23 protein-coding genes, 1 pseudogene and 1 riboswitch are annotated in these 24,719 nt (G+C 72.7%); of the genes and pseudogenes, 9 read left to right on the top strand and 15 right to left on the bottom strand.

The features are described 5' to 3' along the window. Positions 1-255 precede the first annotated feature (255 nt). The gene (locus tag ACZ4IF_RS01995; protein WP_467558694.1) at positions 256-1,491 is read left to right on the top strand and encodes a cytochrome P450; all 1,236 of its coding nucleotides are present in this window, start codon (positions 256-258) and stop codon (positions 1,489-1,491) included. A gap of 132 nt (positions 1,492-1,623) precedes the next feature. On the opposite strand, the gene ACZ4IF_RS01990 is transcribed toward ACZ4IF_RS01995, so the two are convergent. After that, entirely contained in the window at positions 1,624-2,310 is a 687-nt protein-coding gene (locus tag ACZ4IF_RS01990; RefSeq protein ID WP_467558692.1) for a YoaK family protein, read from the bottom strand. A 103-nt stretch (positions 2,311-2,413) separates the two neighbouring features. On the opposite strand from ACZ4IF_RS01990, the gene ACZ4IF_RS01985 reads away from it, so the two are divergent. Beyond that, a complete protein-coding gene (locus ACZ4IF_RS01985) occupies positions 2,414-3,673 on the top strand; it encodes an alpha/beta hydrolase (RefSeq protein ID WP_467558690.1) in 1,260 nt (419 codons plus the stop codon). Between the two features lie 123 nt (positions 3,674-3,796). Here ACZ4IF_RS01985 and ACZ4IF_RS01980 read toward each other — a convergent pair whose 3' ends face one another. The 6 genes from ACZ4IF_RS01980 to ACZ4IF_RS01955 all read right to left on the bottom strand — a co-directional run bounded on the left by ACZ4IF_RS01980 (position 3,797) and on the right by ACZ4IF_RS01955 (position 10,415). Further along, positions 3,797-4,216 carry an aggregation-promoting factor C-terminal-like domain-containing protein gene (locus ACZ4IF_RS01980; RefSeq protein WP_359490874.1) on the bottom strand — a complete coding sequence of 140 codons (420 nt, stop codon included), beginning with the start codon at positions 4,214-4,216 and terminating at the stop codon, positions 3,797-3,799. Between the two features lie 376 nt (positions 4,217-4,592). Then, positions 4,593-5,438, bottom strand: a complete 846-nt coding sequence (locus tag ACZ4IF_RS01975; protein WP_467558687.1) for an ECF transporter S component — start codon at positions 5,436-5,438, stop codon at positions 4,593-4,595. Then, positions 5,435-7,285, bottom strand: a complete 1,851-nt coding sequence (locus ACZ4IF_RS01970; protein ID WP_467558685.1) for an ABC transporter ATP-binding protein — start codon at positions 7,283-7,285, stop codon at positions 5,435-5,437. The genes ACZ4IF_RS01975 and ACZ4IF_RS01970 overlap by 4 nt, the downstream gene beginning before the upstream one ends. Further along, on the bottom strand, positions 7,282-8,526 hold the full coding sequence (locus tag ACZ4IF_RS01965) for an energy-coupling factor transporter transmembrane component T (RefSeq protein ID WP_467558683.1): 1,245 nt from the start codon (positions 8,524-8,526) through the stop codon (positions 7,282-7,284). The genes ACZ4IF_RS01970 and ACZ4IF_RS01965 overlap by 4 nt, the downstream gene beginning before the upstream one ends. A 9-nt stretch (positions 8,527-8,535) precedes the next feature. Then, a complete protein-coding gene (locus ACZ4IF_RS01960; protein WP_467558681.1) occupies positions 8,536-9,195 on the bottom strand; it encodes an SCO2322 family protein in 660 nt (219 codons plus the stop codon). Next, positions 9,192-10,415, bottom strand: a complete 1,224-nt coding sequence (locus ACZ4IF_RS01955) for a prenyltransferase/squalene oxidase repeat-containing protein (protein ID WP_467558679.1) — start codon at positions 10,413-10,415, stop codon at positions 9,192-9,194. The genes ACZ4IF_RS01960 and ACZ4IF_RS01955 overlap by 4 nt, the downstream gene beginning before the upstream one ends. A 142-nt stretch (positions 10,416-10,557) precedes the next feature. Beyond that, positions 10,558-10,614: riboswitch (cobalamin riboswitch) on the bottom strand. Between the two features lie 103 nt (positions 10,615-10,717). Between ACZ4IF_RS01955 and ACZ4IF_RS01950 the strand changes: the two genes are divergently transcribed. After that, positions 10,718-11,380: a phosphotransferase gene (locus tag ACZ4IF_RS01950; protein ID WP_467558677.1), complete on the top strand. Its 663-nt coding sequence runs from the start codon at positions 10,718-10,720 to the stop codon at positions 11,378-11,380. Here ACZ4IF_RS01950 and ACZ4IF_RS01945 read toward each other — a convergent pair. The 3 genes and pseudogenes from ACZ4IF_RS01945 to ACZ4IF_RS01935 form a co-directional block, all read right to left on the bottom strand. Beyond that, a complete protein-coding gene (locus ACZ4IF_RS01945; protein WP_467558675.1) occupies positions 11,374-12,522 on the bottom strand; it encodes a serine hydrolase domain-containing protein in 1,149 nt (382 codons plus the stop codon). The two genes, ACZ4IF_RS01950 and ACZ4IF_RS01945, sit on opposite strands and share 7 nt — an antisense overlap. Before the next feature lie 121 nt (positions 12,523-12,643). Beyond that, positions 12,644-12,769 (bottom strand): annotated as a pseudogene (locus ACZ4IF_RS01940) (nuclear transport factor 2 family protein); the annotation flags it as partial. A gap of 87 nt (positions 12,770-12,856) precedes the next feature. Then, positions 12,857-13,897 carry an MBL fold metallo-hydrolase gene (locus tag ACZ4IF_RS01935; protein ID WP_467558673.1) on the bottom strand — a complete coding sequence of 347 codons (1,041 nt, stop codon included), beginning with the start codon at positions 13,895-13,897 and terminating at the stop codon, positions 12,857-12,859. Between the two features lie 259 nt (positions 13,898-14,156). On the opposite strand from ACZ4IF_RS01935, the gene ACZ4IF_RS01930 reads away from it, so the two are divergent. After that, positions 14,157-15,614, top strand: a complete 1,458-nt coding sequence (locus ACZ4IF_RS01930) for an aldehyde dehydrogenase (protein WP_467558671.1) — start codon at positions 14,157-14,159, stop codon at positions 15,612-15,614. A gap of 2 nt (positions 15,615-15,616) precedes the next feature. Further along, positions 15,617-15,850: a ferredoxin gene (locus ACZ4IF_RS01925; RefSeq protein ID WP_467558669.1), complete on the top strand. Its 234-nt coding sequence runs from the start codon at positions 15,617-15,619 to the stop codon at positions 15,848-15,850. A gap of 257 nt (positions 15,851-16,107) precedes the next feature. Here the strand turns inward: ACZ4IF_RS01925 and ACZ4IF_RS01920 are convergent, their stop codons facing one another. After that, positions 16,108-16,773 carry a TetR family transcriptional regulator gene (locus ACZ4IF_RS01920; protein ID WP_467558668.1) on the bottom strand — a complete coding sequence of 222 codons (666 nt, stop codon included), beginning with the start codon at positions 16,771-16,773 and terminating at the stop codon, positions 16,108-16,110. Positions 16,774-17,023: 250 nt separating this feature from the next. Here ACZ4IF_RS01920 and ACZ4IF_RS01915 point away from each other — a divergent pair, with 250 nt between their 5' ends. Genes ACZ4IF_RS01915 through ACZ4IF_RS01905 form a run of 3 tightly spaced genes read left to right on the top strand, consistent with a single transcriptional unit; the run spans position 17,024 to position 20,327 of the window. Next, entirely contained in the window at positions 17,024-18,523 is a 1,500-nt protein-coding gene (locus ACZ4IF_RS01915; RefSeq protein ID WP_467558666.1) for a glycosyltransferase family 4 protein, read from the top strand. Further along, positions 18,517-19,260 (top strand): class I SAM-dependent methyltransferase, encoded by a 744-nt coding sequence (locus tag ACZ4IF_RS01910; protein ID WP_095933979.1) that lies wholly within the window; start codon positions 18,517-18,519, stop codon positions 19,258-19,260. Before ACZ4IF_RS01915 ends, ACZ4IF_RS01910 begins: the two co-directional genes overlap by 7 nt. Continuing rightward, positions 19,257-20,327, top strand: coding sequence for a prenyltransferase/squalene oxidase repeat-containing protein (locus tag ACZ4IF_RS01905; protein ID WP_467558663.1), 1,071 nt, complete (start codon positions 19,257-19,259; stop codon positions 20,325-20,327). The genes ACZ4IF_RS01910 and ACZ4IF_RS01905 overlap by 4 nt, the downstream gene beginning before the upstream one ends. 79 nt (positions 20,328-20,406) lie before the next feature. On the opposite strand, the gene ACZ4IF_RS01900 is transcribed toward ACZ4IF_RS01905, so the two are convergent. Next, positions 20,407-20,700, bottom strand: coding sequence for a hypothetical protein (locus ACZ4IF_RS01900; RefSeq protein WP_028800859.1), 294 nt, complete (start codon positions 20,698-20,700; stop codon positions 20,407-20,409). A 160-nt stretch (positions 20,701-20,860) separates the two neighbouring features. Here ACZ4IF_RS01900 and ACZ4IF_RS01895 point away from each other — a divergent pair, with 160 nt between their 5' ends. Beyond that, complete coding sequence (locus tag ACZ4IF_RS01895) at positions 20,861-21,478, top strand: hypothetical protein (RefSeq protein ID WP_467558661.1); 618 nt, start codon at positions 20,861-20,863, stop codon at positions 21,476-21,478. Between the two features lie 67 nt (positions 21,479-21,545). Here ACZ4IF_RS01895 and ACZ4IF_RS01890 read toward each other — a convergent pair whose 3' ends face one another. The 3 genes from ACZ4IF_RS01890 to ACZ4IF_RS01880 form a co-directional block, all read right to left on the bottom strand. Beyond that, positions 21,546-22,556 carry an LLM class F420-dependent oxidoreductase gene (locus tag ACZ4IF_RS01890; protein ID WP_467558659.1) on the bottom strand — a complete coding sequence of 337 codons (1,011 nt, stop codon included), beginning with the start codon at positions 22,554-22,556 and terminating at the stop codon, positions 21,546-21,548. Positions 22,557-22,677: 121 nt separating this feature from the next. Continuing rightward, the gene (locus tag ACZ4IF_RS01885; protein ID WP_467558657.1) at positions 22,678-23,505 is read right to left on the bottom strand and encodes a hypothetical protein; all 828 of its coding nucleotides are present in this window, start codon (positions 23,503-23,505) and stop codon (positions 22,678-22,680) included. A gap of 172 nt (positions 23,506-23,677) precedes the next feature. Then, positions 23,678-24,646: an N-acetylmuramoyl-L-alanine amidase gene (locus tag ACZ4IF_RS01880; protein WP_467558655.1), complete on the bottom strand. Its 969-nt coding sequence runs from the start codon at positions 24,644-24,646 to the stop codon at positions 23,678-23,680. Between the last annotated feature and the right edge of the window lie 73 nt (positions 24,647-24,719).

Raw genomic sequence — 24,719 nt, 5'->3', positions numbered from 1 at the left:
GGTCCTCTCCTCCGTTACCCGCGCGGCGCGGGCGTCCCGGCCCACCCGCCACGCAGAACTAGTACGCGTTCTAGTTCTGTGTGCAGTCTGCTGACATCGCGTCCACAACCGCAAGGGTCGTGCAGCCTCGGAAGTCGCGATCTGCACGAATCCCGCACGCAATTGAGGATGCCGCGCCTCTTGCGAGTTGTGGAACCCGTTACTACCTTCACGGCAATTCCTGATGGACCGTCAGATGGCTGGAGTGAGTTGCCGATGCCCTGTCCAGCGCTCCCCGACGGGTTCGACTTCACCGACCCCGATCTGCTGCGCGACCGTGTGCCCCTGCCGGAGTTCGCCGAACTGCGCCGTGTCGAACCGGTCCACTGGGTGGCCCAGCCGTCCAATCTCGCCGGTTTCCAGGACGAGGGCTACTGGGCCGTCACCCGGCACGCGGACGTCAAGTACGTCTCCACCCACCCGGAGATCTTCTCCTCCACCGTCAACACGGCCATCATCCGGTTCAACGAGCACATCGAGCGCGACGCCATCGACGCCCAGCGGCTCATCCTGCTCAACATGGACCCGCCCGAGCACACCCGCGTCCGGCAGATCGTGCAGCGCGTCTTCACCCCGCGCGCCATCCGCGCGCTGGAGGACACCCTGCGCACCCGCGCCCGCGTGATCGTCGAGACCGCCCGCGCCCACTCCGGTTCCTTCGACTTCGTCACCCAGGTCGCCTGCGAACTGCCCCTCCAGGCGATAGCCGAGCTGATCGGCGTCCCGCAGGACGACCGCGCCAAGATCTTCGACTGGTCCAACAAGATGATCGCGTACGACGACCCGGAGTACGCCATCACCGAGGAGGTCGGCGCCGAGTCGGCCACCGAACTCATCGCCTACGCCATGAACATGGCCGCCGACCGCAAGCAGTGCCCGGCCAAGGACATCGTCACCACGCTCGTCGCCGCCGAGGACGAGGGCAACCTGGCCTCCGACGAGTTCGGCTTCTTCGTGCTGATGCTCTCCGTCGCCGGGAACGAGACCACCCGCAACGCCATCACCCACGGCATGCACGCCTTCCTCACCCACCCCGAGCAGTGGGAGCTGTACAAGAGGGAGCGCCCGGCCACGGCCGCCGAGGAGATCGTCCGCTGGGCCACCCCCGTCGTCTCCTTCCAGCGCACCGCCACCCAGGACACCGAACTCGGCGGCAAGCAGATCAAGAAGGGCGACCGCGTCGGCATCTTCTACTCCTCCGCCAACCACGACCCCGACGTCTTCGACCATCCGGACGTCTTCGACGTCACCCGCGACCCCAACCCGCACCTCGGCTTCGGCGGAGGCGGCCCGCACTACTGCCTGGGCAAGTCCCTGGCCGTCCTGGAGATCGACCTCATCTTCAACGCCATCGCCGACGCCATGCCCGACCTCCGGCTCACCGGCGACCCGCGCCGGCTGCGCTCCGCCTGGATCAACGGCGTCAAGGAACTCCAGGTCAGCCACCGCTGAGCGACGCGGTCACACGCTCGGGCCGACGGACTCCCGGTGCCGTCGGCCCGTCCCGCGGGAGGCAGGGGCATCCCCCCTACGCCCCGCCCCTGCCTCCCGCGGGGCGTCCACGCGAACGTGTCCCGTCCGCCGTCACTCGCGGCCCGACGCCGTCACCGCCAGCACCCCGGACAGCAGCGCCGCGACCAGCAGCGGCAGACCCAGGCCGTGGTGCAGCACCAGCCACGCGCCGAGCACCGCGCCCGCCAGCATCGCGACGACCGAGGCCGTACGGCGGGGGGAACGGCTGCCCTGCCCGCCGCCCGGCCGCGAGTCGGCGGCCAGGCCCGTGAGCGTCATCGTCAGCACGGTGGTCGTCAGGTCCGGCACGCCCAGCTTGCGGACGGTCGCGTTGCGCAGGCCCATCGCGAAGGCCGTCACGGCGATCAGCGTGTACACGGTGCCTGTCCTGCCGGGCGCGAGGTGGGCCACCAGCGCCGTCGCGCCGACCAGGAGCGCCTCCGCGCTGAGGATGATCCGCACCCACGTGCGGCGGGAGCCCGTGCCCAGCCGCCGTCCGGAGCGCCCGCCCGCCACCGCCCCCACCAGGAACGACCCCAGGGACACCAGCGAGTGCGTGGTGGAGAAGCCCGGCGCGCCCGCGGCGGCGAAGCCGAGGACCACCACATTGCCGGTCATGTTCGCGGTGAAGACGTGCCCGAGCCCCAGATAGCTCACCGCGTCGACGATCCCGCTGACGACCGTGAGTCCCAGCAGCACCCCCACCAGCCGCAGTCCACGCTCCTCCCGGTCGTGCGGCTTCTCCGTCTCCGTGGTCATCGGGCCTCCGGTCAGCGGGACAGGCATGGTGGACCCAGGTCCACCACGGACGCGGGGGATCGTCGGATGTCGACGCCCGGCGCGCGTCCGTAGCGTCGACCCCATGAGCGATAACACGCGCAGGAACGTCGGATCCACACGAACACGCCGCCACCGGCACACCCGGCGGGCGATCGCCGCCGGTGCGGCGCTGCTGCTCGCCGGGCTCGCCGCGGCCCCGGCGGCCGTGGCGGCCGACCGCCACGGCCCGGCCGCGCGCGGCACCCTCGTCTCCGTCGTGCCGGTCGCCTCGCACGACGCCGACGCGGTGCGGAGGTTCCTGGCCGAACGGGAGACGGCCACGGACCCCGTGCGGTACGGCGTGCGGTCGTACCGCCTCACCTACCGGACCGTCGACCCGCACGGCGCACCGACCCTCGCCACCGGCCTGCTCACCCTGCCCGCCGGAGGAAGGCACCGGCTCGACCTCGTCTCCGACACGCACGGCACGATGGTCGCCCGCGCCTACGCGCCCTCCGTCGGAGAGGACTTCGGCCGCGTCCCGTCCTATCTGCACGCCGGTGCCGGCCGCGCGGTGGCCGCGCCCGACTATCTGGGCCTGGGCGAGGGCCCCGGCCGCCACCCCTACATGGACACCCGGTCCTCGGTGACCGCCTCGGTCGACATGCTGCGCGCGGCCCGCACCGCCGCGGACCGGCTGGGCAGGCCGCTGACCGGAGACGTCTACGCGACGGGCTTCTCCCAGGGCGGACAGGTCGCGATGGCCCTCGGAGAGGTCCTGCAGAACGGCGCGGACGGACACTTCCGGCTGAAGGCGCTCGCCCCGGTGAGCGGACCGTACGACCTGGCGGGGGAGGAGGTCCCGGCCCTGTTCGACGGGCGGGTCAACGACACGAGCGGTGTCCTCTACACCTCGTACTGGCTGGTCGCGCAGAACCGGCTGCACCCGGTCTACAAGGACCCCGCCGAGGCCTTCCGCGAGCCGTACGCGAGCCGGGTCGAGGGGCTCTACGACGGGGCGCACGAGGAGGAGGACGTCCTCGGCGCGCTGCCGCCGACCGTGGGGGAGATGCTGACGCCGGCCTTCGCCGAGCGGATGCGGCATCCCACCGGCGCCCTGCTGGACGCGATGCGTGGCGCGGACCACACCTGCGACTGGAAGCCGCGGGTGCCCGTGCGCCTGTACGCGGGTGCGGCCGACACCGACGTGCCGATCGCGAACGCGCGCAGCTGTGCCCGGCAGCTGGCCGGGCACGGGAAGCGGGCGGAGCTCGTCGACCAGGGAGACGTGGACCACTTCGGCTCGTTCGCGGTGTCGGCGCCGCAGGTGGTGCGGTTCTTCGACTCCGTCAGCGGTGAATGAGACCGCTGCCGTCGACGGCCGGGGTCCTCAGGGCCGTCGGACGGTGTGACGGCATGGCGAAGGCGGCGGCCCCGGGGATCGGGGGACCGCCGCCTTCGCGTACAAGGGTGAGGCTCGGGCTGATCAGTACCAGCCGTTGGCCTGCCAGAAGCTCCAGGCGCTCACGGGGCTGCCGTAGCGGGAGTTCATGTAGTCCAGACCCCACTTGATCTGGGTCTTGGGGTTGGTCTTCCAGTCGGCGCCGGCCGACGCCATCTTCGAGCCGGGCAGGGCCTGGACCAGGCCGTACGCGCCGGAGGACGCGTTCGTGGCGCTGGCGTTCCAGCCGCTCTCGTGCTCGACGATCTTGCTGAAGGCGTTGAACTGCGCGGCGTCCGGGATCATCTGGTGCGCGATCGCCTGAGCGGAGGAGGTCGAGGTGGGCGCGGCAGCCTGGGCGGGGGCCGCGGCCAGCACCATGCCGGTCGTGGCGGCGGCCACGGCGGCACCGGCGAGGGCCTTCTTCGGGGAGGTGACGGCACGGCGGATGAAGGAGACGGACACGGAGAACCTTTTTCTTCGGGGACATGGGATCGCACGCTGTCCGTTGCCACGCGGTGCGCAGGTCCGGCATACGTCGGCGCCGCGGCCCGGGTGGGCTCGTCGGCGCCTGGCGACGACTCCAGAGAAACAGCCTCGAAGCGCGTCCGCAATGACCCCTTTTACTAGTGTTGGTCGCATCCACGGGGAAAGCCCCTCGTGTGACCTGGCTCTCAAACCGCAGGTCAGGGGCCCTAATGACGTGGACATGGCGTCCGGTTTGTCCTACTACCTCCGTTAGGATGTGACCTAGGCCCTGTGGGGTGCTTCACCCCGGAACTGGCACAGGGTGCGCGACCGCCCGCACCCCGTCACCGGGCGGTGTGACCTGGGCCGCACCTCAGCGGGGTTCGAATGTGACCGGCGCCTCGAACGCGGCCCGGCGCGTGGCCCTGCGCAGCGCCCTGAGGAGCGTCGCGCCCAGCGCGAGCGTCAGGACGACCGTGACGACCGCCCGGCCCAGGTCCCAGCCGAGGGAGGTGGCCAGGCAGTACGCCAGGAACCGGGCCAGGTTCCCGGGCAGGCCGCGGTCCGGGTCGTAGGCGAGGTCCGAGGCCAGCGCGTCCATGAAGGGCCACCCGGCCAGATTCATGACCGTGCCGTACGCGAACGCGGCCAGGAACCCGTACGCCGCGAGCATCGCCAGCTCCGCACGCCCGCGCAGCCGGTCGGGGCCCGGCAGCAGGCCCGCGCCCATCGTGAACCAGCCCATCGACAGCATCTGGAACGGCATCCACGGCCCGACCCCGCCCGTGAGCAGCGCCGACGCGAACATCGTCACGGAGCCGAGGACGAACCCGAACCCCGGCCCGAGCACCCGGCCGCTCAGCACCATCAGGAAGAACATCGGCTCGATCCCCGCGGTGCCCGCCCCGACCGGACGCAGGGCCGCGCCCGTCGCCGCCAGCACTCCGAGCATCGCCACGGCCTTCGGGCCGAGCCCCGACTCCGAGATCGTCGCGGCCACGACGGCGACCAGCAGCACCAGCAGCCCCGCGAACAGCCAGGGCGCGTCCTGCGCGTGCGCGCCGACCTGCGAACCGGGCCCCGCGATCAGCGGCCAGAGGAATCCGGCGGCACCGGTGGCGCTCACCAGGACGAGCGCGGCCACCGAGCGGGGTCCGAGGCGCACGGCCCGCGCCTGGCGCTGGAGCGGGGCGGGCCGGGGAGCGGCGGGTCCGGTCACGACAGGGCCTCCCGGACCTGGGCGACCGTGAGCCAGGGCAGCGGGGCGAGCACCTTGCCGACCTGCGGCGCGAACGACGGCGATGCCACGACGACCTCCGCGGTGGGGCCGTCCGCGACGACCTCGCCGTCCGCCAGGATGACGACACGGTGGGCCAGCTCCGCGGCCAGCTCCACGTCGTGCGTGGCCAGGACGATGGCGTGCCCCTCGGCCGCCAGCCCGCGCAGCACCGTCACGAGCCGGGCCTTGGCCGCGTAGTCCAGGCCGCGGGTCGGCTCGTCGAGCAGCAGCAGCGGGGGACGCGCCGTCAGGACGACGGCCAGCGCCAGCGCCAGCCGCTGCCCCTCCGACAGATCCCGGGGATGCGTGTCGTCCCCGATGCCCGGCAGCAGCTCCGACACCAGCGCCCGGCAGGTCCCGGCCGCGGCCCCGGCGTCCTCGTCGGCCGCGGCGCACTCGGCGGCCACCGTGTCCGCGTACAGCAGGTCCCTCGGCTCCTGCGGCACGAGACCCACCCGCCGTACGAGGTCACGGGGCGCCGTGCGGTGCGGCACCGCCCCGCCGACCAGGACCGAACCGGCCGCCGGCGCGACGAGCCCGACCAGCGCCCCGAGCAGCGTGGACTTTCCCGCGCCGTTCCGGCCCATCAGGGCGATCGTCTCGCCGGGCGGGGCGGTCAGGCCGACCCGGCGCAGGGCCTCGATGCGCCCGCGCCGCACGGCCAGCGACTCCACGACGGCCGGCCGGTCCCCCGGGGACACCGGCGCCGAGGTGCCGGGGGTGCCGCGGCGCAGCAGCCGTGCCAGCGCGGAGAGCGGCCGCACGCCCCGTGGCCCAGCCTCCCGCCGCCGTTCGGCTCCGGCCCTCCGGCCGGTCTCGTCCCGCTGCACCGGTACGTCCGGCCGACCGATCTCGTCCTGCTGCGCCGTCCCGTCCGGCCGGCCATCCTGTTGAGCCGTCCCGCCTCGCTGCGCCGCCCCTTCTCGCTGTGCCGGCGCGCCGAGCTGTGCCTGGCCGGCGCCGCCCGGTGCCTGCGCGAGCCGTGCGCGCAGGTCGCCCGCCCTGCGCCGGGCGTCGCGGACCGTCAGCGGGAGCGGGGACCAGCCGGCCAGCCGGCCGAGCTCCACCACCGGCGGACACACCGGGGACACCGCCATCACCTCCGCGGGGGTGCCGAGGACCGGCGCCGCGCCCGGGGAGGGAAGGAGGACGAGCCGGTCCGCGTACTGCACGACGCGCTCCAGCCGGTGCTCGGCCATGAGCACCGTCGTACCGAGGTCGTGCACCAGGCGCTGGAGCACCGCGAGGACCTCCTCGGCAGCGGCCGGGTCGAGTGCCGACGTGGGTTCGTCGAGGACCAGGACGCTCGGGTGCGGGGTGAGGACCGAGCCGATGGCCACGCGTTGCTGCTGGCCGCCGGACAGGGTGGAGATCGGCCGGTCGCGCAGATCCGTCAGGGACAGCAGGTCGAGGGTCTCCTCCACCCGGCGGCGCATCACGTCCGGGGCGAGCCCCAGCGACTCCATGCCGTAGGCGAGTTCGTCCTCCACCGTGTCCGTCACGAAGTGGGACAGCGGGTCCTGGCCCACCGTGCCCACCACGTCCGCGAGCTCGCGCGGCTTGTGCGTGCGGGTGTCCCGCCCGGCGACCGTGACCCGGCCGCGCAGCGTGCCGCCCGTGAAGTGCGGGACGAGCCCGCTCACCGCGCCGAGCACCGTCGACTTGCCGACGCCGGACGGGCCGACCAGCAGCACCAGCTCGCCCTCCGGCACCTCGAAGTCCACGTCCCGCACGGTGGGCCCGGCCGCCCCCTCGTAGGTCACCGAGACGTCCTCGAAACGGATCATGGGGCTTCCTTGGGGATCGGAGCGACGAACGCGGGGAGAAGGCCGAGCAGCACGGCCGCCGCCGGCCACAGCGGGAGGGCGGGGGCCACGAGCGGGACGACACCGGGACGCAGCGCCGCCGGATCGTACGAGGCCGCGACGGCCATCAGCGCGGCCACCGCCACGCCCGAGCTCGCGACCAGCCAGGCCCGCACACCCCACTCGTCCGGCCGGTACCGGGTGCGTGCCGTGCGGCGGCCGCCCAGCCACAGCCCGCCGAGTGCGGCGGCGAGACCGGCCGCGAGGACCGGCAGTCCGTACGTTCCCCCCTCGGCGGTCAGCAGCCCGTACGTGCCGGCGCACACCCCGAGGAGACCGCCCAGCGTCAGCACGGCCGTGGTGCGGCGGACGCCGGACGGCACCCGCGCCGTGCGCCCGTAACCGCGCGCGTCCATGGCCGCCGCGAGAGCCACCGAACGCTCCAGAGCGCCCTCCAGGACCGGCAGTCCGACGTGCAGCAGACCGCGCAGACCGCGATCGGGGCGGCCGCGCAGCCGCCGGGCCGCACGCAGCCGCTGAGCGTCCGCGATCAGGTTCGGCGCGAAGGTCAGCGCCACGACCACCGCCACACCCGTCTCGTACAGCGCCCCCGGCAGCGACTTCAGCAGCCGTGCGGGGTTGGCGAGCGCGTTCGCGGCGCCCACGCAGATGAGCAGCGTGGCCAGCTTCAGACCGTCGTACAGCGCGAACACCAGCCCCTCCGCGGTGACCCGGCCGCCGATGCGGATGCCCTGCGCCCAGTCGGGCAGCGGTACTTCGGGGAGCGTGACGACGAGGTGCGTGCCCGGGATCGGCGAGCCGAGGAACACGGCGAAGGCGAGCCGGATCCCGAGGACCGCCATCGCCAGCTTCACGAACGCGCCGTACGAACGGGCCCAGGGCGCCGAGGTGCGCCGGGCCGCCACGACATATCCGGCCGTGCCGACGAGCAGGGCCAGCAGCAGAGGGTTGGTGGTGCGGGACGCCGCGGTGCCGAGCCCCAGGGCCCAGACCCACCAGGCTCCCGGGTGCAGGGCGTTGGTCCGGTTCGCCTCGGGCGCGACACCGTGAGGGCGCCGCGGGCGCCGGCCGACGGCGGCGTCCGGCGTCGGTCCCTGCCCGTCACCGGGCTCCCGGCCCCGCTCGAACAGGACCGACCAGCGCCCGGCCGGACGGCCGTCCGCGGCGGGCACCGCCGTCTCCTCGGTGTCGTCCCTCGTCATCACGCCCGCTCAGCCCCGGCGTCGGCGCGCCTGCCAGACGGCCGCGCCGGCCAGGACCGCCACCACACCCGCTCCCGCCAGCAGGCCCACCGACGGGCCGTCGTCCGACGGCTCGGAGCGGTCCTCTGCCGAGGCGGAGCCGCTCCCGCCCTTCGCCGAGACCTGCTCGCCGCAGCCGGTGCGCGGGTAGCCGGAGATGGCGCACAGAAGGGCGTCGCTGCCGTAGCGCAGCGGCTTGGCGACCGACGCGAGGGCCTCCGCCGTCGTCGCGTCCGGGGCGACCCGGGCGCAGGCCGTGCGCGGCGCCGGCGGCGTCTCGCCGGACGGCGCGTCGGCGGGCACACCGAAGTCGACGACGAGCGCCACCCGCTTGTTGCCCGACCGCGCGGCCGTGCCGGCGCAGATCGACGCGAAGTCCTTGTCACCACGCGGCCGCACGGCGTCCTTCGAGTCCTCGCTCACCGCGAAGCGGAACCCCACGACATCACCGTCGGACGGCCGCGCGGTCGACGGACCCTGCGTGGCGTACGCCCACTTCCCGCCGGTCAGCTCCCAGAAGGACCAGTAGCGATAGCCCACGGCCTGCGCCGGCGAGGTGCCGCCGAGCACCAGGAACAGCAGGGCCAGGGCGAGGGCCAGGACCGGCGCGGTCGTCCGACGGCGTATCACAGCTGCTGCTTCTTGTTGCGGCCGCTGAGCAGGAAGCCGATGCCGATGCCGGCGACGAGGCCGACGCCGACGATCCACCACACGCCGAGACCCTTGTCGTCGTCCTTCTTCTTCTCGTCCGCGGTGTCCGAGTGGTCGGCCGCGGCCCCGGCCGGGCCGGTCCTGCCGAGCTGGGCGACGAGGTCCTGACCGCCGAAGTGACGCGGGTCGGTGCCGGTGGCGTGCGCGGCGAAGATCAGCTGCGCGTACGCGGCGGGGCCGGCCTTCGCCGCCCAGGCGCCGGACTCCTTCTCCAGCCAGGCGAGCGGCTTCTTCGTGTCCGCGGTCCGGCCCGCTGCGGCGAGCGCGACGACGGCGTCGGCGGTGTTGCCGTAGTCCGGCTGGTCCTTCGCGCCCGGCATCGCGGACAGCAGGTAGGGCTTGGCGTCCAGGCTTCCCGCGAGGTACGACGCGCCGTTGGCGGCGGCCCCCTGCGGCGTCAGCCCGTCGGCGTCGCGGCAGGTGTCACCGCCGGCGGCCTTGCCCGCCGTCGTCACGAAGCCCTTGCCGAGCGATCCGAGCACGCCCGCCGCCGAGGCGTCGGCGTTCGCCGCCGGCTTCCCCTTCTTGTCCGGCTGGAAGGCGAAGGCGCCGCCGCCGTCCTCGTCGCACGGGACCGACAGCTTCACCAGGGCGTCGTAGGGCGACTTGCCGTCCTTCACTACCTCGCCGGGGTGCTGCCCGGCCGCGGTGAGCGCGCCGATCACCACGGACGTCGAGTTGGCGTCGCTCGCCCCGCCCGCGGTGTAGCCCCAGCCGCCGTCCTTGTTCTGCACGGACTTCAGCCAGCCGACCGCCTTGCCCAGCTCGCCGTCGTGCCCGCCGAGTGCGGCGAGCGCCTGCACGGCGGCGGCCGTGTTGTTCGTGTCGACCATCGTCTTGGCGTCGCACTTCGCGCTCGCGTCGGCGCGGTACGGCGCGAACGCCCCCGTCGCGCACTGCTGCCCGGTCAGCCACTTGACCGCCTTCGCGGCCGGCTCGACGCCCGCGGTGTGCTGCGCGAGCAGCGCGAGCGACTGCCGCCACACGCCGTCGTACGTGGGGTCGGTGGAACCGAAGAGGCCGGACGGGAGGGCCGGGGAGGGAGACGGGGACGTGTCGGCGGCGAAGGCGGCCGGTGCGAAGGCCGCGCCGATCACGGCGGATGCGGCCAGTACCGCTGCGCTGCGGCGAACAATCATGACTCTCCCTGCGGGGGAGCCGGGCAGCACCGGGCACGCTGGAGCATCCGGGCGGCTCCGGCCCCGTATGCCTCGACGGTGCCGGCCATCGGCGGGCTGCCGGTGGCACGAGCCGGTCACGTCCCGGACGAGGCGATCCGGCTCACCGCCCTCGGGGCGGTTCACGGTTGCGGGTCAGCGCCGGAATTGCACCGGCTTCCCCCCGTACGGGTGTGATGACGACGCGCTCACTCTACCGGCCCGTAGCAAGAGCCCGAGGGCCGCCTGTGACGGGCGCCGCCGGGGCCGCTAGGTTCGGCCCCATGCGAACGGGGAGACTGCTCGGCTCGGGGCGCTCGGCGGACGTCTACGAGGTCGACGAGGCATGGGTGCTGCGCCGCGACCGGGAGGGCTGGGGCGACGCCACCGCCGAGGCCGTGGTGATGCAGCACGTCCACACGCACGGCTATCCGGTGCCCGCGATCCGTGCGGCGACCCGGACCGACCTCGTCATGGAGCGGCTGACCGGGCCGACCATGCTGGGGGCGTTCGGTGAGGGACTGCTGTCCCCCGAGGAGGCCGGCCTCATCCTCGCCCGGCTGCTGCGCAAACTGCACGCGGTGCCCGCCCGGCTCTCCGCCGACCCCGCCGTCCGCGTCCTCCACCTGGACCTGCACCCCGACAACGTGATGCTCACGCCCGACGGCCCGAAGGTCATCGACTGGGCCAACGCGGAGGAGGGGCCGCCCGGGCTGGACTGGGGCATGTCCGCGGTGATCCTCGCCCAGGTCGCGGTCGGCGGCGACGCCGTCGCCGGGGTGGCCCACGAGACGCTCGCCGCGATGCTCGACGCCAACGAGGACTGCGTGACGGACGACGGCCTCGCCGGGGCCAGGGCCCGGCGCGCCGCCAACCCGACGATGAGTACGCGCGAAGTCGAACTCCTTGGCGACGCCGAGGAGTTGATCCGCGAACTGCTTCACTGAGGGCCGTCGGCGGTCCGCCGCCAGAAGTCCCGCATCAGCGCAGTGGGTGTCGGATTCTCCATGGCGACCTGGGTGAGCAGCACGGTGACGGTGCCGGTGGACGGCACCAGATGGGCGGTGGTGCCGGTGCCGCCGACCCAGCCGTAGCGGCCCGGCACGTTCCACGGGTCGAGGGGCGCGATGTCGACCTGACCGCCGTACCCCCAGCCCTGCCCCTCCAGGAACAGCGCGCCGTCCTCGCGCTGGGCGGGCGTGAGGTGGTCGGTGGTCATCCGCCGCACCGAGTCGGCGGACAGCACCCGGTGCCCGCCCGCCGTGCCGCCGTCGAGCAGCATCCGAGCGAAGGCCAGCCAGTCGTCGGCCGTGGAGACGAGCCCGCCGGCGCCGGACGGGAAGGGGACGACTCCGCTCCACTGCCCGTCGGGTGTGTCGACGAGCTCAAGGCCGTCCTTGGCAGGCCGGTACGAGCTCGTGAACCGGTCCCGCTTCGCCGCCGGCACCTCGAAGGCGGTGTCCGTCATGCCGAGCGGCTCGAAGATCCGCTCGGCCAGGAACTCCGGCAGCGGAAGGCCGGCCGCACGGGAGACCAGGACGCCCTGGAGGTCGGAGCTGGTGTTGTACAGCCAGGCCTCGCCCGGCTGGTGCAGCAGCGGAACGCGGGCCAGCCGTTCCAGCCACGCGTCCGGCGCGGGGTAGGTCTGCGGGCCGAAGCCGTCCGCCTGCACCCCGAACAGCGCCTGGACCTGCGGCAGCGAGAAGTCGGAGGGGAAGCCCCAGCCCGGCCGGGAGGACAGCAGGTCCGCGACGGTGACGGGCCGCACGGCCTGGACCACGTCGTCGAGCGGCGACGACGGCGTCCGCACGACCGTCGGCTTCGCCAGCTCCGGAAGCCAGGTGTCGACCGGGTCGTCCGGCGCGATCACACCGTCGTCGACGAGCGTCAGCACGGCGGCCGCCGTGATCGGCTTGGTGATCGAGGCGATGCGGAAGATCGAGTCCCGGGCCATCGGGGCGCTGCCCTCGACGTCGACGGAGCCCACGGCCCGGACCTCGACACGGTCGCCGCGGGCGACCAGGCCCACCGCTCCCGGCACCGTGCCGTCGTCGACGTACGCCTTCAGGAGATCGTGCAGACCGCTCATCGCGTCACCTTCCGTACGGGGCGGGCTCCGCTGTCCGCCGTCACCCCGTACGACTCCCCGCGCGCCGGGAACTCATCGCCGCGCCGGCCCGCTTCCCCCGGAACGGGCGCGCGGCGGCCTGTCACCGGCGCGGCGTCGGCCCGCCGAACGGCAGGGCGAGGGTGCGCGAGGCGAGCAGCCGGCTGCCGCCGGTCCGGCGGAAGGCGTCCTCGTAGTGCCCGACCTGGACGGGAGGGCCGGCCGGGACCATCTCGGCGTTCGCACGGCGGGTCGGCGTCGTGTGTTCACGCACGGGTCGTCGCCGCGTGCTCAGACGCGGGCCGTCGCCGCGTGCTCACACGGCGACGCACGTCACCGGTTCGCTGCCCGGCACGGCCTCCGCGCGGCCCAGTTTGACCAGGCGGCGCAGGTGGGCCTCCGCCTCCGAGATCGCGATGGTCCGCGAGCCGTAGGGGATCTGCTCCCAGGGGCGGTTCCACTCCATGCGCTCGGCGAGCTGCCAGGGGGTGAGGGGGGTGGTGAGGAGCGTCAGCAGACCGGTGAGGCGTTCCTCGTGGTGGTCGAGCAGCTCCCGCACCCGGGCGGGGGCGTCGGCGAACGGGTGCTGGTGGGCCGGGAGCACCTCGGCGGGCTCCAGGCGGCCGATGCGTTCCAGGGAGTCGAGGTAGTCGCCGAGGGGGTCGGTGACGGTCGCGTCGTCCGGGTCCTCGTAGAGCCCGATGTGCGGGGTGATCCGCGGCAGCAGATGGTCGCCGGAGAACAGCCGTCCGCGGCCGGGCAGCCGGGCGGGATGGGTCTCCTCCAGGTGGAGGCAGACGTGGCCGGGGGTGTGGCCCGGCGTCCACACGGCGCGCAGCCGACGGCCGGGCAGGGGCAGCAGTTCGCCGGGGACGATCTCCCGGTCGGGCAGCGCGGGCGAGAAGCCGGGCAGGGTGCTGGGGCGGCGCGCGGACGTCCGCGTCCCGCGCAGCGGGGCGATGTGCTCCTCGGGCGCGCCCGAGGCCTCCAACTTGGCCACCATGTAGGCGAACCAGCGCTCGGGCCGGTTCTCCCGGGTCCGCCGGACGATGGCGGCGTCCGCGGCGTGCATCGCGATCCAGGCGCCGGACGTCTCGCGGACCTTGCCGGACAGCCCGTGGTGATCGGGGTGATGGTGGGTGATGACCACGCCGTGGACGCCGGCGACGGAGGTGCCGCAGGCGCTGAGGCCTTCGGCGAGGGTGTCCCAGGAGCCGGGGTCGTCCCATCCCGTGTCGATCAGGACGGGGCCGGCGTCGGTGTCGACGACGTACACCAGGGTGTGGCCGAGGGGGTTGTCCGGGATGGGCACCTTGATCGACCGTACGCCCCCGCCGTGATCGGTCACCTGCGTCATGCGCTTCCCACCCATCGCCGAGTTCTCGCCACTATAACTAGAACGGGTTCCAATGGGAGCCCAAGTCGACCGTTCCTCCGGGGTCGTGTGTCCGGCAGGTCGGATTCCGGCCGCGGTTCCCGAGCGGCTCCGGAGCGGCCCCCGTCGCGCGAGTGCCGGTCCCGATGGTGCCGGGGCCGTGGACTGTGCCGACGGGAACTGGTATCAGTTCTCGTATCTGATGGATCGTCAGAGAACTTCCCCGGGGAGGCAGTCGGCCATGACCGAGCTCGTGGAACACGGACAGCTGTTCATCGGCGGGGAGTTGACGGACCCCCTGGGCCGGGACGTCATCGAGGTCGTCTCGCCGCACACCGAGGAAGTCATCGGGCGGGTGCCGCACGCCTGTGCACAGGACGTCGACCGGGCCGTCGCCGTGGCGCGCAAGGCCTTCGACGAGGGCCCGTGGCCGCGCACGAGCCTCGACGAGCGGATCCAGGTGGTCACCCGGATCAAGGACGCGATCGCCGTGCGCCACGAGGAGATCGCCCGTGTCATCTCCTCCGAGAACGGCTCCCCGTACTCCTGGAGCGTCCTCGCGCAGGCCCTCGGCGCGATGATGGTGTGGGACGCGGCGATCACCGTCGCGCGCGACTACCCGTACGAGCAGACGCGCGACGGGGTCCTCGGCAAGATCATGGTGCGCCGTGAACCGGTGGGCGTGGTGGCGGCCGTGGTGCCGTGGAACGTGCCGCAGTTCGTGGCGGCGGCCAAGCTCGCGCCCGCCCTGCTGACCGGCTGCACCGTGGTGCTGAAGCCGTCGCCCGAGTCACCCCTGGACGCCTATCTGCTCGGCGAGATCGCCCGGGAGGCCGGGCTGCCGGAGGGCGTGCTGTCGATCCTCCCCGCCGACCGCGAGGTGAGCGAGTACCTGGTCGGACACCCCGGCATCGACAAGGTCTCCTTCACGGGCTCCGTCGCCGCGGGCAGGCGCGTCATGGAGGTCGCCTCCCGCAACCTCACCCGCGTGACCCTGGAACTGGGCGGCAAGTCGGCGGCGGTGGTCCTGCCCGACGCGGACATCGGGACGTCGGTCCCCGGGATCGTCTCGGCCGCCTGGATGAACAACGGCCAGGCGTGCGTGGCCCAGACCCGCATCCTCGTCCCGCGCTCCCGCTACGACGAGTTCGCGGACGCCTTCGCCGCCGCCGCGAGCGCCCTGGTCGTCGGCGACCCGCTCGACCCGGCGACGCAGGTCGGCCCGCTGGTCGCCAGGCGCCAGCAGCAGCGCAACCTCGACTACATCCGCATCGGCCAGGAGGAGGGCGCCAAGATCCTCACCGGCGGGGGACGCCCGCACGGCCTCGACCGCGGCTGGTACGTCGAGCCGACGCTCTTCGGCGACGTCGACAATTCCATGCGCATCGCCCGCGAGGAGATCTTCGGCCCGGTGATCTGCCTGCTCCCGTACGGCGACGAGACCGAGGCCGTGAAGATCGCCAACGACTCCGACTACGGGCTCAGCGGCAGCGTCTGGACCGCCGACGTCGCGCACGGCATCGACGTGGCCCGCCAGGTCCGCACCGGCACCTACTCCGTGAACACCTTCAGCCTCGACATGCTCGGCCCGTTCGGCGGCTACAAGAACTCCGGTCTGGGGCGGGAGTTCGGACCCGAGGGGTACGGCGAGTTCCTGGAGCACAAGATGATCCATCTGCCGGCCGGCTGGGAGGCGTGAGCATGGGCGACCGCTGGCAGGTCGAGGTCGACCGCTCCGTCTGCATCGGCTCCGCCCAGTGCGTCCACCAGGCACCCGACGCCTTCCGGCAGGACACCGCCATGCAGTCGCATCCGGTCGATCCGGAGACCGATGCCAACGAGAGGATCCTCGGGGCGGCGGAGGGCTGCCCCGTGGAGGCCATCATGATCACGGTGCTGGGGACCGGGGAACCGGTCTTCCCTCCGGAAGACTGAAAAAAAATCCGTTTTAGGGCGTTCCATTCCGCGATGGGTGTTCTATTCTGGTATTGGCCTACGGGACGAGTGAGGGAGTTCGACCGGAGTAGCCGACTCGGGCGTGACGCTTCGGCATCCGCCGGGGCCGACGTCGACGGACGGGCTGAGAGGCCGGAAGGCAGCAGCAGGGCCGGAAGGCGACCCCCAACACCTGATCCGGACAATGCCGGCGAAGGGAACCCGTCTCGTAGGTTCTTTGTGTGCCCGTGGGCGCCTCAGCGGCCGTCTTCCGGTGTCGTGAGGTCGATCAGCCGGCACACCGTCTCGATGTCGATCTTGACCTGGGCGATCGAGGCGCGGCCGGACAGCCAGGTGATCAGCGCCGAGTGCCAGGTGTGCTCGATGACGCGGACCGCCGAGAGCTGCGCCGGAGTGGGATCGTCGAGCCCCATGGCGTCCAGGATGATCACCGTGGTCTGCCGGGAGACCTGGTCGACCTCGGGGCTGACGCTGCGGTCCGCGAAGGTGAGCGCGCGGACCATGGCGTCGGCGAGGTGCGGCTCGCGCTGGAGCGCACGGAACGCCCGCATCAGTGTCTCCGCCACCCGCTCCGCGGCCGTGTCCCCGGCCGGCGGCTTCTTGCGCAGGGTGCCGTGCATGTGCTCCAGCTGGTCCTGCATCGTCGCGACCAGCAGATGGACCTTCGACGGGAAGTACCGGTACAGCGTGCCCAGGGCGACCTGGGAGGACTCCGCGACCTCGCGCATCTGCACGGCGTCGAAGCCGCCCCGGCTCGCCAGCTGCGCGCTCGCGTGCAGGATCCGGCGGCGGCGCGCCTCCTGCCGCTCGGTGAGCGGGGGCGAGGCCGGCTGGGGGGCGTGCGCGGGGGAGTGCGACGCCTGTCGCGTGTTCTTCGAGTCCGCCTTGGCTTCCGCAGGCATGGGTCCGTTCCGTGACATCAGCGAGAGGAGCGAGGAGTCAGCATGGCAGGGCCGTCGCCGCGGTGCGAACCAGTCGACCCCGTCGCGCGGTCGTGGCGTCGGCCGTGGCGTGAATCACCTGATCCACCGCTCACAGCGGCGCTACCTGCCGGTAGATTCAGTCCTCCTTGAACGATCAAGTCTGAAACTTGTTCTAGATTAGCGTCCCGGCGTAATCTCGCGGGAAAGTGCAGAAAGAAGGGGGCCGGAAGTGACCGCTGAGGCCATGGAGGCGGGCCCCGGGGAAGGTGCGGCCGCCGACGCGGACCCCTCCCTGAGCGGACGCGGCCGAGGGCCCGGTGAGGACCGGCCCCTGCGCATCGCGCTCCTCACCTACAAGGGAAACCCGTTCTGCGGCGGCCAGGGCGTCTACGTACGGCACCTCTCGCGCGAACTCGCCCGGCTTGGCCACACCGTCGAGGTCATCGGCTCCCAGCCCTACCCCGTCCTCGACGAGGGCGAGGGGCTCGCCGGGCTCTCCCTCACCGAGCTGCCCAGCCTCGACCTGTACCGCCAGCCCGACCCCTTTCGCACCCCCGGACGCGACGAGTACCGCGACTGGGTCGACGCGCTGGAGGTCGGCACCATGTGGACGGGCGGCTTCCCCGAGCCGCTGACGTTCTCGCTGCGCGCCCGCCGTCATCTGCGCGCCCGCCGGGGCGAGTTCGACGTCATCCACGACAACCAGACCCTCGGCTACGGCCTGCTGGGCGACGTGGGCGCACCGCTCGTCACCACCATCCACCACCCCATCACCGTCGACCGGCAGCTCGAACTCGACGCCGCCGAGGGCTGGCAGCGGCGCGCCTCCGTCCGCCGCTGGTACGCGTTCACGCGCATGCAGAAGCGCGTCGCGCGCCGCCTGCCGTCCGTGCTCACCGTCTCCGGCACCTCCCGCCAGGAGATCGTCGACCACCTCCGCGTGCGCGACAGCCGCATCCACGTGGTCCACATCGGCGCCGACACCGACCTTTTCTCGCCGGATCCCGCGGTCCGTCAGGTGCCCGGCCGCATCGTGACGACGTCCAGCGCGGACGTGCCGCTCAAGGGGCTCGTCTTCCTCGTCGAGGCCCTCGCCAAGGTGCGCACCGAGCACCCCGGCGCGCACCTCGTCGTCGTCGGCAAGCGCGCCGAGGACGGGCCCGTCGCCCAGGCCATCGAGCGCTACGGGCTCGAAGGCGCCGTCGAGTTCGTGAAGGGCATCTCCGACGCCGAGCTCGTCGGCCTCGTCCGCTCGGCCGAAGTCGCCTGCGTGCCTTCGCTGTACGAGGGGTTCTCGCTGCCGGCCGCCGAGGCGATGGCCACGGGTACGCCGCTGGTGGCCACCACCGGAGGGGCGATCCCGGAGGTCGCCGGACCCGACGGGGAGACCTGCCTCGCGGTGCCGCCCGGCGACGCCGGCGCGCTGGCCGCCGCACTGAACCGGCTCCTCGGCGACCCCGGACTGCGGGCGCGCCTCGGTACCGCGGGACGCGCACGCGTCCTGGAGCGGTTCACCTGGGCCAGGGCCGCACAGGGCACGGTGGCCCACTACCGCGAGGCGATGGCCCGCTCGGCGGGCCGGACCTCCGGCGGCCCGGCGGCCCCGGACCGCTCCGCGCCGGGCGCGGGCCGCCCGGCCGCCACGTCTTCCCTTCCCCCGGCGGCGCCCGCGCAGGACGCCGACGAAGAAGTAGTTGTCGCCAACCGCGAAAGCAGGGCCACGTGCTGACCGTCGACTTCTCCCGGTTCCCGCTCGCCCCGGGCGACCGTGTCCTGGACCTCGGCTGCGGTGCCGGCCGGCACGCGTTCGAGTGCTACCGGCGCGGCGCCCAGGTCGTCGCGCTGGACCAGAACGCCGACGAGATCCGCGAGGTCGCCAAGTGGTTCGCGGCGATGAAGGAGGCCGGTGAGGCACCCGCCGGTGCCACCGCCACGGCCATGGAGGGCGACGCGCTCGCGCTGCCCTTCCCCGACGAGTCCTTCGACGTCGTCATCATCTCCGAGGTGATGGAGCACATCCCCGACGACAAGGGCGTCCTCGCCGAGATGGTGCGGGTGCTCAAGCCGGGCGGCCGGATCGCCATCACCGTCCCGCGCTACGGTCCGGAGAAGGTCTGCTGGACGCTGTCCGACGCGTACCACGAGGTCGAGGGCGGCCACATCCGCATCTACAAGGCGGACGAGCTGCTGGCCAAGATCCGGGAAGCCGGACTGCGGCCGTACGGCACCCACCACGCGCACGCGCTGCACTCGCCGTACTGGTGGCTGAAGTGCGCGTTCGGCGTCGACAACGACAAGGCACTGCCCGTGCGGGCGTACCACAAGCTGCTGGTCTGGGACATCATGAAGAAGCCGCTGGCCACGCGCGTCGCCGAGCAGGCGCTGAACCCGCTGATCGGCAAGAGCTTCGTGGCCTACGCGACCAAGCCGCACCTGCCGCAGCTCTCCGAGGCGGACGCCACGTGACGACCCCCCGGACAGAACACCTCGTCCTGCCCGGGGTCCTCACCGCCGAGCAGGCTGCCGCCACCGTGCGCGGAATCCTCGCGGTGCAGCGCCCGGACGGCGCCATACCGTGGTTCCGCGGTCACCACCTCGACCCGTGGGACCACACCGAGGCGGCCATGGCACTGGACGCGGCCGGCGAGCACGAGGCGGCCGAGCGGGCCTACACGTGGCTGGTCCGGCACCAGAACGAGGACGGCTCCTGGTACGCGGCCTACGCCGACGGGGACGCCGACGACGTCACCGACCGCGGGCGCGAGACGAACTTCTGCGCCTACATCGCGGTCGGTGTCTGGCACCACTACCTCGCCACCGGTGACGACACCTTCCTGGACCGCATGTGGCCGGCCGTCCACGCGGCCGTGGAGTTCGTGCTGCGCCTTCAGCAGCCCGGCGGCCAGATCGGCTGGAAGCGCGAGGACGACGGCACACCGGTCGACGACGCGCTGCTGACCGGGAGTTCGTCGGTCCACCACGCCCTGCGCTGCGCGCTCGCCATCGCCGAACAGCGCGAAGAGCCGCAGCCCGACTGGGAGTTGGCGGTGGGCGCGCTGCGCCACGCGATCCGCCGGCACCCGGAGCGGTTCCTCGACAAGGACCGCTACTCGATGGACTGGTACTACCCGGTGCTCGGCGGTGCGCTGACGGGTGCCGAGGCCAAGTCCCGTATCGAGGAGGGCTGGGACCGTTTCGTCGTCCCCGGCCTCGGTGTCCGCTGCGTGGTCCCCAACCCGTGGGTGACCGGAGGCGAATCGGCCGAACTCGCCCTGGCCCTGTGGGCCGTGGGCGAATCCGACCGCGCGCTCGACATCCTTCAGTCCATCCAGCACCTGCGCGATCCGAAGACCGGCCTGTACTGGACGGGTTACGTCTTCGAGGACCAGGTGATCTGGCCCGAGGAACTCACCACATGGACCGCGGGGTCGCTGCTCCTGGCCGTCGCCGCCCTCGGCGGCGACGAGCCCACCTGCGCCGTTTTCGGCGGGGAGCGCCTGCCGACGGGCCTGGATCCCGACTGCTGCGCCTGACCGCCGTCATGCAGCCGCCCCCGGCCGTCCCGCCGGGAGCGGCTGCCGTCCGTCGGCCGTCGCGCGCCGAGTCCTGCCGTCAGTGCCGGTGCATGCGGTTGGCGATCGCGTGTCCGATGAACAGGTACACGACGGCCGCCAGGCCGTAACCGGCGACGACTCGCGCCCACGCCTCGTCGAAGGTGAACAGGTCACGGGACCAGCCCGCCAGCCAGCCGGCCACGTCATGGACGAACTGCACCAGATCGTTGGCGCGGTTGGCGTCCAGCAGGTACATGAGGATCCAGAGACCGAGGATGACGGCCATCACGTCCGCGACGATCGCGATGACCGTCCCCGCCTGGTTGGAACCGTTGCGATATCGAGGGGACATGTCCTGCGGGTTGCCGCGCAATCGTGTATGAAACCTGAACCGATTCGCCCAAGTGGCGCAACGTCCCGCGCGGGGTGACGCTGGCGGGGAGAGCCGTGTTCTCCCATGACCGGGGAGGACCACTGGACCAGGGAGCATCGCTCCTGCCCCGGAGGACCCCGTGCCTGTACCGATACGGCGCCTCGTCGTGGCGCTCACCCTCAGCTGTGCCCTGATCGCGGGCGGCACCGCGTGCACCAGCGGTGCGAACGCGAAGGGCGCCAGGGTCGCGATTCCCGCGGCCGCCACCGCGACCCCGTCGGCGCCCGCGAAGACCCCGAGCCCCTCGGCGTCCGGCAAGACGTCGAGCCCGTCGGCCACCGCGCAGAAACAGAAGCTCGCCAAGACGCGGTTCGTGGCGAACGCGGGCCTCGCCGCCGGCGCCACCTACCAGTGGATCTACAAGCCCTGGAAGGCGGGCAAGTTCAAGAAGGGCGCCCATGGCCGCAAGTTCACCCTGATCAAGGCGGGCCTCGCGGGCGCGTTCGCCTACAACCGGCTGAAGGCCGCCCTGAAGAACGCCCAGGGCGACCCCACGCTCTCCAAGGCCGTCGCCCCGCTCGCCGCGGGCATCGAGTCGCTGAAGAACCTGCCTGCCAAGCTCCGCAAGGGCGACTCCACCGACGCCGTCGCGAACACCTTCAACGACATCATCAACCAGGTGAAGGACGCCGGAAAGAGCGCGGGTGCCGAGGTCAAGAACCAGGTCCCGTCCGGCTCACAGCTCACGGGCGGCTGAGCCCCGCCGTCCCCCGCGTCCGGTGGCCGGGCACCCCGCGCCCGGCCACCGGACGTCCCGCGCGCCGTCAGGCGTTCAGGTCCGCGAGCACCCGGAGCGTGTGCCGGTCCGGCGACAGGACGAGCAGGTCGGTCACCGGGCCTTTGCGCCACAACTCCAGGCGCTCCGCGATGCGTTCACGGGGACCGACGAGGGAGATCTCGTCCGCGAAGGCGTCGGGGACGGCCATGACGGCCTCCTGCCGGCGCCCTTCGAGGAACAGCCGCTGAATCCTGCGCGCCTCCTCCTCGTACCCCATGCGCGCCATCAGGTCGGCGTGGAAGTTGCGGGCCGCGTGTCCCATCCCGCCGATGTAGAAGCCGAGCATCGCCTTGACGGGCAGCAGTCCCTCGGCGATGTCGTCGCAGACGTGGGCGCGGGCCATGGGGGCGACGAGGAAGCCGTCCCGCAGCCCGTCCAGCGCCGCCTCGTACGCCTGGGGGCGCGTCGGCGCCCAGTACAGGGGCAGCCAGCCGTCCGCGATCCGTGTGGTCTGCGCGACGTTCTTCGGCCCCTCCGCGCCGAGCAGCACGGGCAGACCGGCGCGCAGCGGGTGCGTGATGGGCTTCAGGGCCTTGCCGAGGCCGGTCCCGTCGGGTCCGCGGTAGGGGTGGGAGTGGAAGCGCCCGTCCAGCTCGACGGGCCCTTCGCGGCGGAGCACCTGGCGGACGACGTCGACGTACTCCCGGGTGGCGGTGAGCGGCGACTTCGGGAACGGGCGTCCGTACCAGCCCTCGACGACCTGTGGTCCCGACAGACCGAGACCGAGCATCATGCGCCCGCCCGAGAGGTGGTCGAGGGTGAGCGCGTGCATCGCGGTGGTGGTGGGGGAGCGGGCCGCCATCTGCGCGACGGCGGTGCCGAGCCGGATGCGGGAGGTGTGCGCGGCGATCCAGGTGAGCGGGGTGAAGGCGTCGGAGCCCCAGGACTCGGCGGTCCACACCGAGTGGTAGCCGAGCCGCTCGGCCTCCTGGGCGAGCGGCACATGGTCCGCGGACGGGCCGCGTCCCCAGTAGCCGAGTGCGAGACCGAGCCGCATGTCGCCTCCAGAACCCAGTATCTGACGAACCGTCAGGAGATGTTCCGCGCCTGCGACTGTACGACAACGGCCCCCCGCCGTGAAGGGCGAGGGGCCGTGGTCCGGTGTACGGGTGCGGGGTTCAGCCGCGCTGGATCCCCGACGTGTCCTGCAGGACACCGCGACGGCCGTCCTGCGTCTGCGCCACCAGGGTGGCACCGCGCTGCTCGACGGCCAGGTACCAGGTGCCCGGCGCCAGTTCGGCGATCGGCGTCTGCGAACCGTCCTCGCCGAACAGCGGACGCGCCACCGGCACGGCGAACCAGAACGGCGAGAAGTCCGAGGCGGGCTGCTGCTGCGTCGGCGCGGGCTGCTGCTGCGACGGGCCGCCGAACGGCGCGCCCTGCGGCTGTCCGCCGTAGGGCTGCTGTCCCGGCTGCTGGGCGCCCGGGTAGCCGTAACCACCCTGCGGCTGACCGCCGTACGGCTGCGGCGCGGCCGGACGCGGGGCGCCGACGAGGGCCGCCTTGAGGGCGGGGACGAGGGGGGTGGCGATGGCGGCACCGGCCAGCACCAGGGTGGCGACCAGGGAGAGGATCAGACCGCTGCCCGCGTCGACCCCGTTGTCCGAGCCGTTGCCCACGTTGTCGACGCCGCCGACCGGGTCGAAGATGTTCCCGAGGGCAGTCCACGCGGCGAAGACTGTGAAGGCGATGCCGAACTGGCCGAGGTCGAGGCCGGCGACCTTCAAAGGCTGCGGACGACCGCGGGAGACGACGATGAGCGCGGCGCCGATGATGCCCGCAAGGACGACGCCCATGAGCACCGGCCCGCTCTCCCAGGCGTTCGGGAGGTCGTAGCTGTCCGGGGCCCCGTCGATGGAGTAGATGTCGAGGAACGACGCGATGAACAGCAACACCGCTGCTCCGATCACCACGCCGTCGCCTCTAGTGAGGGAGCGGATATTCACTTCAGGTCCTTCGTCAGTCGTCTCGTCATCGGTGGAGGCGTCGCTGTCACCGTGTCGCCGTCATGGTGTCGCCGTCGGGCCTCGGTGTGAAGCGCGGGGGTGGCCCCTCATCGTAGGGACGACACTATCGCCCGTCCGATCTGGGTGTCCGCCGGGTTCCGTCCGCCGATCACTACCCGCGCAGGAAACTCACGATTCCCTCAGAGATCCCACGCGCCGCCTTCTGCCGCCACGCGCCGCTGGTCAGCAGCGCCGCGTCCTTGCTATCGCGCATGTTGCCGCACTCGATGAACACCTTGGGAACCGTTGACAGATTGAGACCGCCGAGGTCCTTACGCGTCACCAGACCGGTGCCGTCACCGATGTAGTTGGAGGGCGCGCTGCCCGTCTCGCGGACGAACAGGCCGGCGATGCGCTCGCCCAGGTCGCTGGAGCGGCCGGTGATCGGGCGGGTGTCCGCCGCGCCCGCGTGCACCGAGCCGGGCAGGATCACATGGAATCCGCGGTTGCCGACCGCCGATCCGTCCGCGTGGATGGAGACGGCCGCGTCGGCGTGCGCCTCGTTGCCGATCTGGGCCCGCTCGTCGACACAGGGGCCCCAGGAGCGGTTCCCGTCCTGGGTGAACTTCACGGTGGCGCCCTGCTGTTCGAGGATCGTCCGCATCCGGCGGGCGACGTCGAGTGTGAACTTCGCCTCTGTGTAACCCGCGTTGGTGGAGGTGCCGGTGGTGTCGCACTCCTTCCAGTTCGTGCCGATGTTCACCTTGCGGTTGATCTCGGACGGATGCTGGAAGTTGCCCGCGTTGTGCCCGGGGTCGATGACGACGACCTTGCCCTTGAGGGGGCCGGAGGCGGCGGGCCGGGACGTGGAGGGCTTCGCGGCCGGGGACGACGCGGCCGGCGAACTCGCCTTGCCGTCGGCCGTCGGGGACGCGGACGCCTCGGGCGAGGCGGACGAGGGCGCCGCCGTCGAGGCCCCGGCCGCCTTGCCGGAACCGCCTCCCGAGTCGTCGCCCACCGCCTGCCACACCAGCCATCCGGCCAGCGCGCCCGGCACGAGCGCGGCGAGTGCGACGGTGAGCGGTCCGCGCCGGGGACGGCGCGGCTGGGGCGGATCGAAGTCAGGGCCTACGTACGACACGCCTGCCACCCTAGCGGCCGTCCACGGTCTCCACGGCGGACATGGCTGCTGTCGACTCCGCGCGGGCCGTCGG

The sequence above is a fragment of the Streptomyces sp. NPDC025784 genome, assembly GCF_055558435.1.
Note: the sequence above shows the minus strand (reverse complement) of the source record. Positions and strands in the feature narration are given on the sequence as shown.

Coding starts and splice junctions, on each gene's coding strand:
- ACZ4IF_RS01995 (WP_467558694.1), top strand. CDS start 256: ATGCCCTGTCCAGCGCTCCCCGACGGGTTCGACTTCACCGACCCCGAT.
- ACZ4IF_RS01990 (WP_467558692.1), bottom strand. CDS start 2,310: ATGACCACGGAGACGGAGAAGCCGCACGACCGGGAGGAGCGTGGACTG.
- ACZ4IF_RS01985 (WP_467558690.1), top strand. CDS start 2,414: ATGAGCGATAACACGCGCAGGAACGTCGGATCCACACGAACACGCCGC.
- ACZ4IF_RS01970 (WP_467558685.1), bottom strand. CDS start 7,285: ATGATCCGTTTCGAGGACGTCTCGGTGACCTACGAGGGGGCGGCCGGG.
- ACZ4IF_RS01965 (WP_467558683.1), bottom strand. CDS start 8,526: ATGACGAGGGACGACACCGAGGAGACGGCGGTGCCCGCCGCGGACGGC.
- ACZ4IF_RS01955 (WP_467558679.1), bottom strand. CDS start 10,415: ATGATTGTTCGCCGCAGCGCAGCGGTACTGGCCGCATCCGCCGTGATC.
- ACZ4IF_RS01950 (WP_467558677.1), top strand. CDS start 10,718: ATGCGAACGGGGAGACTGCTCGGCTCGGGGCGCTCGGCGGACGTCTAC.
- ACZ4IF_RS01945 (WP_467558675.1), bottom strand. CDS start 12,522: ATGAGCGGTCTGCACGATCTCCTGAAGGCGTACGTCGACGACGGCACG.
- ACZ4IF_RS01935 (WP_467558673.1), bottom strand. CDS start 13,897: ATGACGCAGGTGACCGATCACGGCGGGGGCGTACGGTCGATCAAGGTG.
- ACZ4IF_RS01930 (WP_467558671.1), top strand. CDS start 14,157: ATGACCGAGCTCGTGGAACACGGACAGCTGTTCATCGGCGGGGAGTTG.
- ACZ4IF_RS01925 (WP_467558669.1), top strand. CDS start 15,617: ATGGGCGACCGCTGGCAGGTCGAGGTCGACCGCTCCGTCTGCATCGGC.
- ACZ4IF_RS01920 (WP_467558668.1), bottom strand. CDS start 16,773: ATGCCTGCGGAAGCCAAGGCGGACTCGAAGAACACGCGACAGGCGTCG.
- ACZ4IF_RS01900 (WP_028800859.1), bottom strand. CDS start 20,700: ATGTCCCCTCGATATCGCAACGGTTCCAACCAGGCGGGGACGGTCATC.
- ACZ4IF_RS01890 (WP_467558659.1), bottom strand. CDS start 22,556: ATGCGGCTCGGTCTCGCACTCGGCTACTGGGGACGCGGCCCGTCCGCG.